This is a genomic window from Thalassospira sp. UBA1131 (assembly GCF_002311515.1).
GTDB lineage: Bacteria > Pseudomonadota > Alphaproteobacteria > Rhodospirillales > Thalassospiraceae > Thalassospira.
Window position 1 is genome coordinate 21,102 of the sequence record NZ_DCAO01000085.1, and the last position, 8,297, is coordinate 29,398.

General features: G+C 55.9%; 10 protein-coding genes. 7 read left to right on the plus strand and 3 right to left on the minus strand.

Annotation, left to right across the window (positions count from 1 at the left end; translation table 11 throughout):
- From B3Z49_RS12780 to B3Z49_RS12810, 7 genes are all read left to right on the plus strand, one after another.
- Positions 1-720, plus strand: a 720-nt coding sequence (locus tag B3Z49_RS12780; protein WP_296991441.1) for a M24 family metallopeptidase, incomplete at its 5' end; no start/stop codon positions are given.
- A 108-nt stretch (positions 721-828) separates the two neighbouring features.
- Positions 829-1,827 (plus strand): N(2)-acetyl-L-2,4-diaminobutanoate deacetylase DoeB, encoded by a 999-nt coding sequence (doeB, locus tag B3Z49_RS12785; protein WP_296991443.1) that lies wholly within the window; start codon positions 829-831, stop codon positions 1,825-1,827.
- 2 nt (positions 1,828-1,829) lie between these two features.
- A complete protein-coding gene (locus B3Z49_RS12790) occupies positions 1,830-2,321 on the plus strand; it encodes an Lrp/AsnC family transcriptional regulator (RefSeq protein WP_008890033.1) in 492 nt (163 codons plus the stop codon).
- Positions 2,322-2,528: 207 nt separating this feature from the next.
- Complete coding sequence (locus B3Z49_RS12795) at positions 2,529-3,935, plus strand: arylsulfotransferase family protein (protein WP_296991447.1); 1,407 nt, start codon at positions 2,529-2,531, stop codon at positions 3,933-3,935.
- The gene (locus B3Z49_RS12800) at positions 3,932-4,237 is read left to right on the plus strand and encodes a hypothetical protein (RefSeq protein ID WP_296991449.1); all 306 of its coding nucleotides are present in this window, start codon (positions 3,932-3,934) and stop codon (positions 4,235-4,237) included. The genes B3Z49_RS12795 and B3Z49_RS12800 overlap by 4 nt, the downstream gene beginning before the upstream one ends.
- A 37-nt stretch (positions 4,238-4,274) precedes the next feature.
- The gene (locus tag B3Z49_RS12805) at positions 4,275-5,030 is read left to right on the plus strand and encodes a hypothetical protein (protein ID WP_296991453.1); all 756 of its coding nucleotides are present in this window, start codon (positions 4,275-4,277) and stop codon (positions 5,028-5,030) included.
- Positions 5,027-6,166 carry a sulfotransferase family protein gene (locus tag B3Z49_RS12810; protein WP_296991456.1) on the plus strand — a complete coding sequence of 380 codons (1,140 nt, stop codon included), beginning with the start codon at positions 5,027-5,029 and terminating at the stop codon, positions 6,164-6,166. Before B3Z49_RS12805 ends, B3Z49_RS12810 begins: the two co-directional genes overlap by 4 nt.
- Before the next feature lie 110 nt (positions 6,167-6,276).
- Here B3Z49_RS12810 and B3Z49_RS12815 read toward each other — a convergent pair whose 3' ends face one another.
- The 3 genes from B3Z49_RS12815 to B3Z49_RS12825 all read right to left on the minus strand — a co-directional run.
- Positions 6,277-6,462: a hypothetical protein gene (locus B3Z49_RS12815; RefSeq protein ID WP_008890028.1), complete on the minus strand. Its 186-nt coding sequence runs from the start codon at positions 6,460-6,462 to the stop codon at positions 6,277-6,279.
- Complete coding sequence (locus B3Z49_RS12820; protein WP_296991460.1) at positions 6,462-7,814, minus strand: amidase; 1,353 nt, start codon at positions 7,812-7,814, stop codon at positions 6,462-6,464. The genes B3Z49_RS12815 and B3Z49_RS12820 overlap by 1 nt, the downstream gene beginning before the upstream one ends.
- Before the next feature lie 12 nt (positions 7,815-7,826).
- The coding region (locus B3Z49_RS12825) for a TRAP transporter large permease subunit (RefSeq protein WP_296991461.1) at positions 7,827-8,297 on the minus strand (471 nt) is incomplete at its 5' end.

An 8,297-nucleotide genomic window follows, 5' to 3' on the forward strand; every position in this document is an offset into this window, starting at 1 on the left:
AACTGGCAGCGCGCAGTCAAATCCGAGACCGAGATTTTCTATATGCGGCAAGCCGCCCGCATTGTTGAAAACATGCATGAACGCATTTTCGAAATCGTCGAACCGGGCATGAAGAAAAACGAACTGGTCGCGGAAATATTCCGTACCGGGATCGCCGGTGTTGACGGCATTGGGGGCGACTATCCGGCCATTGTACCGCTTCTGCCATCGGGCGCAGATGCCGGTGCACCGCATCTGACCTGGGATGAAAAACCCGTTCCGGGCAATGCCGGGACTTTCTTTGAAATTGCCGGCTGTTACCGCCGTTATCACGCGCCGCTGTCGCGCACGATTTTCCTTGGTGAACCGGATCAGCGGTTCCTTGATGCCGAAAGTGCCCTGATCGAAGGCCTTCAGGCCGGGCTTGAAGCCGCCAAACCGGGCAATGTCTGCGAAGACATCGCCATCGCCTTCTTTGGGGTCTTGCAGAAATTCGGCATCGAAAAAGACAGCCGCTGTGGTTATCCGATCGGGCTTTCCTATCCGCCGGACTGGGGCGAACGCACCATGAGCCTGCGCCCCGGTGACCGCACGGTTCTTGAACCGGGCATGACCTTCCACTTCATGCCGGGCCTGTGGTTCGATGACTGGGGGATCGAGATCACCGAAAGCATGATGATCACCGAAACCGGGTCGAAAACCCTGACCAGCTATCCACGACAGCTGTTTGTCAAAAACTAATTCCGCCAAAACCGCACCGGACGCGCATCCCAAACATGCCACGTCCGGTGCCAGACGCCACAGCCTGACGACGACGGTCGCGAAGTCAGGCTTTTTAAGGATACGACCATGACAAAACCATCGCCCATCAGCCCGACGATCCCGCTTGATCAGGATGGCATTCACCACGGCTTTTTAAAGCTTCCCTATTCGCGTGATGATTCCGCGTGGGGTGCCGTGATGATCCCGATCACCGTGGTCCGCAATGGCAATGGCCCCACCGCCCTTTTGACCGGCGGCAACCATGGCGACGAATATGAAGGCCTGGTATCGCTGTTCAAACTGGCGGAATCCCTGTCGGCTGGTGAAATCACCGGTCGTGTGATCATTCTGCCGGCCATGAACTATCCGGCATTTCGCAGTGCATCGCGGACCTCCCCGATTGATGCGGGCAACATGAACCGTTCCTTCCCGGGCAAACCCGACGGCACGGTCACCCAAAAGATCGCCGATTATATCTTCCGCTATCTCGTGCCCGAGGCCGATATCGTTCTTGATATCCATTCCGGCGGCAAGACGCTTGATTTCATTCCGTTCGCAGCCGCCCACGTCCTGCCCGACAAGGAACAGGAAGCACGCTGTGTCGCGGCCATGAAGGCATTCGGCGCGCCCTATTCGATGATGATGCTCGAACTGGATGCGGTTGGCATGTTTGACACCGTGGTCGAGGAAGCTGGTAAAACCTTTGTCACCACCGAACTGGGTGGCGGCGGCTCAACCACAGCCGAACGTATCGCGATTGCCGATCGTGGTGTGCGCAACATCCTTATTCACGCCGGTATCCTCAAGGGCGAAATTGAACCGAGCCCGACCGGCACAACCATGCTTGATATGCCAGATGACCGTTGCTTTGTCGCATCCGAGGCATCCGGCCTGTATGAGCCGTGCGTTGATCTGGGCGATATGGTCAAGGAAGGCGATCTGATCGCGCGTATTTATGATGTCGAACGCACCGGCACCCCGCCGCGCGAATATTATGCCCCGCGCGAAGGCATCGTTTCGTGCCGCCATTTCCAGGGCCTGATCAAAACGGGTGACTGTTTGATTGTGATTGCCGAGGTGCTCTGACCATGGTCCGGCTTGATGAGCTCGATCTGAAAATCCTCAAAACCCTGCAACGCGAAGGGCGCATCACCAAGGTCAAACTGGCCGAGGCGGTGAACCTTTCGCCAAGCCCGTGCTGGGAACGGCTCAAACGCCTCGAAGACCTTGGCGTTATTTCGGGGTATCACGCCCATATCAATCTGGAAAAACTGGTCAAACCGACACTGGTTCTGACCGAAGTAACCCTGCGTCATCACCAGCATGACGATTTCCAGATTTTCGAACGCGCCGTACAGGACATCCCCGAAATCGTCGAATGCTATGCGCTTGGCGGCGGGGTGGATTACATGCTCAAGGTGCTCTGTCATGACGTTGATGCCTATCAACGTCTGATCGACCGGCTTTTGGTGTCCAATATCGGGATCGACCGCTACTTCACCTATATCGTCACCAAAAAGGTCAAAACCACCTCAATCACCCCGATTGAAAATCTGGTCGAGCCCCCCGAACGCAAATAAAAGCCGCGACAGTGGGCAGGATCGTTTTCCTGCCCCGTCTGCATCCGCGCCCCCCAAAAAACGGTATGATTGTTCATATTAACAATTAACGTTTAAGGCGAATTCGCGGCGAATTGGTCCGCAATTAGCCGCAATTACAGATAAAATCGCCGTAAATTTGCCCGCACGTCTGCGTAACCTTTCTGTCAAAATACACGGAGGTTATGCGTGCCTGATACTGGTCAATACGAAGAGTCCAACACCACCAATACCGGTGATCGCCTGTTTCTCACAGCTTCTGTGATCGGAATTGCCGCGATCAGCTTTGGGCTTGGCGCGTTTGTGGTACTGGCGGAAGTCCCGCCATACCAGTCTCTGAAAAATGCCTGGCGTGCCGGAACAGCACTTTGGGAACAACGGACCAAATATACCGATGTCGAACGGCTTGATTTCTGGTCACCGGCCCGCACCGAGCAAACTGGTGTCACCATCCACGACCAGGACAAGGCGCAGGCTGGCCTGACACTTTATTCATCGGGCGATGGTCCCCATGCGGTTCTGATCGATATGGATGGCAACATCGTCCATGAATGGCGGATGCCGTTCAGTGCCATTCACGATGAAACATCCCCGATCCCCAACCCGCAAAAAGATGAATTCATGCATTGGCATACGGCCAAGATGGCGCCGGATGGCAATCTGATTGTCCAGTATACCGCGGCTGGCGATACGCCTTATGGCTATGGCATGGCCAAGATTGATCGCAATTCAAAACCGATCTGGAAATATCTTGGCACCGCGCATCATGATTTTTCCATCGCTGATGATGGTCGTGTCTATGCGCTGACACAGGAATTCCGCTTCAACACCTATCCCAATCGCAAACAACTCAGGCCGCCGCGCCTTGATGATTTTGCCGTGATCCTGTCGCCCGATGGCAAGGAGATCAAGCGCGTCTCGATTCTTGATGCGCTGATCAAGTCCAACTACGCCAACATGGTTGATTTTACTCCCTATTTCGCCAATGAAGACATCCTTCACACCAACACGATCCAGTTGATCGACGATAAAACAGCCGCCAACTTTGCCTATGGCAAGGCAGGTGACGTCGTTCTGTCCTTCCGCGACCTTGGCATCATTGCCGTTCTGGATATGGATGCGGAAAAGATCACCTGGGCCACCCGTGGGCCGTGGCTCGGCCAACATGACCCGGATGTTCTGCCCAATGGCGAAATCCTTTTGTTCGATAACCAGGGACAGTTTGCCGATCCCGATGCCGGGTTCTCGCGCATTCTGCAAATCGATCCGCAAACAAATGCCATTACCTGGCAATACAAGGGCAACGCCGATCAGAAGTTTGACAGCAACATTCGTGCTGATCAGCAACGTCTGCCCAATGGCAATACACTGATTACGGAATCAAGTGGCGGTCGTCTGCTGGAAGTCACCGACAGCGGCGAAATCGTTTGGGAATTCCACAACCCGATCCGTCGCGATGATCCCGACAATCCCGGCAAGAAACTCGTCCCCGTCGTTTCACAGGCCGAACGCATCAGCGATGCGCGTGCCGACCTGTTTCGCACTACCGCCCCCGCCTCAAATACAGGCACCTCCAACGCAGGAGAAGCACAATGAAACCGCAAATGAACAGCTCGATAATTCCGGCATCTAATGCCAAACAATCCCAGACATTTCTGACCATTGGCACTGTAACGCTTGCGGGCGCGATGATGCTGATTGCCTTTCCCGCCCAGGCTTATGTCGGGCCGGGTGCCGGTCTTAGCCTGCTATCCGCCTTGTGGGCGGTTTTGGCGGCAATCGTCGTTGCGGTCGGTTTTGTTTTGATGTGGCCGCTTCGCAAGATGATGCGCAAACGCAAGGCAAACCGTGCGGCAAAGCACGCGACTGTCAACGCATCTGAACATCAAAATTCCTGATTGGGCAGGCAGATGAACTCATACCGGACTTTTTGCCATGGGACTATTTGCCATGGGATTGTTTGATTGGCCCGCCCCGGCATTTGCCGCCCTTGATGACCTGATGGCCACGGCCATTGGTCCATTTGGCCGGGTGCTGATCTGGGCGTTGATCTGTGCTGGCGTTTCCATGGTTTTATATCGCCTGATCTCGCCGCAAACCCGCATCAAGCAGGTAAAGGCCGAAGTCAAGGCGGCCCAGCGCGCCATGTCCGATGACGATGGCGAGGATTTCGGACAAGGCATGCAACTTGCCAAGGCGCAGCTTGCCAAATCCTTCAAACTGGTCGGCTTTGTCATTGGCCCGGCGGTTGTGGCATCCTTGCCCGCCCTTGCCCTGATTGTCTGGCTGGACGGGCAATACGGATATAGCTGCCCGCCGCCCGGCGAACCGGTTCAGATCGACGTAGAACCCAAGGATACCGCGATCGAACAGATCGGCGGCAACCCTGATGCGGTCACCGGTGCCTGCCCGATTGTCCAGATCCCCGGACATATCGAAGGACACAGCCATATCGTCGAGGCAGCAGCCCCAATTCCGGTCATGCATCATAAAGTCTGGTGGAACAGCCTGATCGGCAATCCGGCGGGCTATTTGCCCGATGACACCCCGGTCACACAGCTTCGCTTTGCCTTGCAAAGTCAGGAAATTCTCTCTGCCGGTCCGGACTGGGCCCGCGGGTGGGAACTGACCTTCTTCGTAAGCCTGTTGCTGGGGTCACTTGCCATCAAGAAAGGGTTTCGGATCGAATGACCAATGCGACCGCGAAACAGGCATCAAACAATACTGCGTTTCATGTCTCTGGCTGGGATCACTGGCTAAGCGGGCTGGTATCACGCCACCCGCAACACTGGATCCGGCTGGGCAATTTCGAAACCAAGCTGGCCGCCGACGCCATTGAAGATATCAAGATCGAAAAGCCGATTTTTGTTGCCGGTCTTGCCCGATCGGGCAGCACCATTTTGCTCGAAACACTGGCCGGTCACGCGGATGCGGCAACCCACCGCTATCGCGATTATCCGCCTGTTTTCACGCCCTGGCTGTGGAACCGCTTTGTCGATCTGGCACCCGGCAAGAAAAATGTCGCGGTCGAACGCACCCATGCAGATGGCATCATTGTCACCCCCGAAAGCCCCGAAGCGTTCGAGGAAATGATCTGGATGGCCTTTTTCAACAATCTGCATGAAATCGGCAAAAGCAACGTTCTCGATGGCCATATCAGCAACCCGGCCTTTGAACAGTTTTATCGCGATCACATTCGCAAACTGATCCATGTGCGCGGTGGCCAACGCTATGTGTCCAAGGCCAATTATCTGGTCACGCGGATGGAATATCTGCTGTCGATTTTCCCCGATGCCCGGTTTGTCTTACCGGTGCGCGATCCCGTCTGGCATATCGCATCCTTGATCAAACAGCATAAGCTGTTCTGTGCAGGCGAAGCCGACAACCCGCGTGCCATCGCCCATATGCAGCGCGTCGGGCATTACGAATTCGGGCTGGACCGCCGCCCGATCAATACCGGCGATTTGCACGAAACCTTCGCGATCATGAAGCTCTGGACCAATGGCGATGAAATCGAAGGCTGGGCGCGCTACTGGTCCAACCTGCATCATTATCTGGCCGACCGGATGATCGTGAACAAGGATCTGGCAAAGGCGACACTGGTCGTGCGCTACGAAGATCTGGTCGCCGACCCGGCCAAACAACTCGCATCCCTGTTTGACCATGTCGAACTGGATGATGCCGGGCCCCTGATTGATCGCGTCGCGCCGACCATCCATGCCCCGGACTATTACCGGCCGAAATTCGATGAGGGTGAAATTGCCCTGATCCGCGATATCACAAAGATCGCCGCCAAACGCTTTGGCTATGACGCGATATCTGCTTGATACCGCCTGACCCGGCCCGCGCGAACACCACCAAATAAAAAAGCGGGACAGGATCATCATCATCCTGTCCCGCAAGTTTGCTTGCATCTTCAGGGGTTCTCCCCGTCAGATCAGTGTTTGTCTTCCTTGTTGCCCATGGCGACATGCCACATATCCCACCCGGCAAGACCCACCGTCAGTGCTACGATCAACGCAAGGTCAAAGCGGGTGACATAGCCCACAAGAATGCCGACAAATCCGACAAGCACAGCAAAGGACAGAAGTGCCATGGCACGGTTCAAAAGACTGTTTTCCATTATGCGTTCTCCTGACTGCTGAGATGTGATTTCAACCAGTTGGCGGTCCGCATCAAACGCGCATCATCGCCAATGCGACCAACAAGCTGCACGCCCATCGGCATCCCGCCTTCTGACCACAAAAGCGGAATGGTCACGGCAGGCGTTCCGCAGAACGTCCACAACCCGTTAAAGATCGGGTTGCCGGTGGTCTGATGGTTGGCCGGTGCCGGGCCAGTGGCCGCAGGCGTGATGATCGCATCACAGCGATTGAACACTTCCTCCAACCCGGCATTCAGGACCTTGCGCCAGTCAAGGGCCGCCAGATAATCGCGCGCCTTGACGTCATTGCCCTTGTCGATGGCCTCAAGGATTTCGGGTGACAGGTGATCACGGCCACGCTTTTCATAACCGTAATAATCCTTGGCCATTTCGGCAAAGTTGATCCGGGCTCGCAGCGCGTTTGCATCTTCAAACGCCTTGGGCAACGGGGCCTCGAAACATTGATCACCCAGCATTTCGGTAATTTCACGAAACGCCATGATGGTTTCCTTGTCCGCGACCTCGTCAAATTGCGGCGGCCGGACAAAGGCAAACATCGGGGTGACCAACGGATCGCTTTTGGCGACATCGACCAACCTTGGTGTCGGGCTTGGTTCTGTGGCCGGGTCCCCTGCGTCATATCCAAACAGGCTTTCGGCCACCATCGCCGCCCCGGTGATCGAATTGGCGAAAACACCGATTGTATCAAGGCTCGGACTTTGGCTAAGAACGCCGGTCCGGGCAATCGCGCCAAAAGTCGGCTTGAACCCGACAACCCCGCAAAACGATGCCGGTCGAATAACCGATCCACCGGTTTGCGTCCCGACAGCAAGCGGCACCATGGCGGCTGCCACCGCGGCTGCCGACCCGGCCGATGATCCGCCGGGTGTATGATCGGGGTTATGCGGATTGCGCGTTTTGGATGGATGCATGAAGGCAAGCTCGGTCGAAACCGTCTTGCCCATAATGATGGCACCGGCCGCCTTCAGACGCGATACCAGAACCGCGTCTTCTTCCGGCACACGCCCCTTATCAAGGACGGTACCGTTTTCAGTCGGGATCTTGGCGGTATCAATCACGTCTTTCAGACCGACAGGAAGCCCGTGCAACGGCCCAATCGGCGCACCGGATTGCCGCCGTGCATCAAGGGCGCGGGCCTGGGCAATCGCGTGATCGCTATCAAGCCACGCCCATGCCTGAACCTTTGGCTCGATCTCGGCAATACGCGCCAGGCAGGCTTCGACATATTCAACTGCGCGCACCGCCCCGCTGGCGAGGCGGTCGCGCAGTTCGACAACGTCAAGTGTCAGTAGCGGGTTGATATTACTCATCTCATCCCTCCCTTAACGTGCGCCATAGAACAGATCTGGCAAATGGAACACGATTTGCGGGAAGGCGTACATCAGAACCATGCTGACGATCACCATGAACAGGAACGGCATGATCCCCTTGAAGATATCGGTCAACAATATCCCGCTTGGCGCCACCCCCTTAAGGTAATAGGCCGACATCGCCATGGGCGGAGTCAGGAACGAGGTCTGCAGGTTCAGCGCCACCAGAATACCAAAGAACAGCGGATCGATATCAAACAGCGGCAGAAGCGGCAGGAAGATCGGAACGAAGATGATGATGATCTCCGACCATTCCAGCGGCCAGCCCAGCAGGAAGATGATCAACTGTGCAAGCAGAAGGAACTGAAGCGGTGTCAGGTCCAGACCACCGACAAACTCGGCAATCACATGTTCACCACCAAGATAAGAGAACACCGAGGAGAACGTATAGGAACCGACAAACAGCCAGCACACCATCGCCGA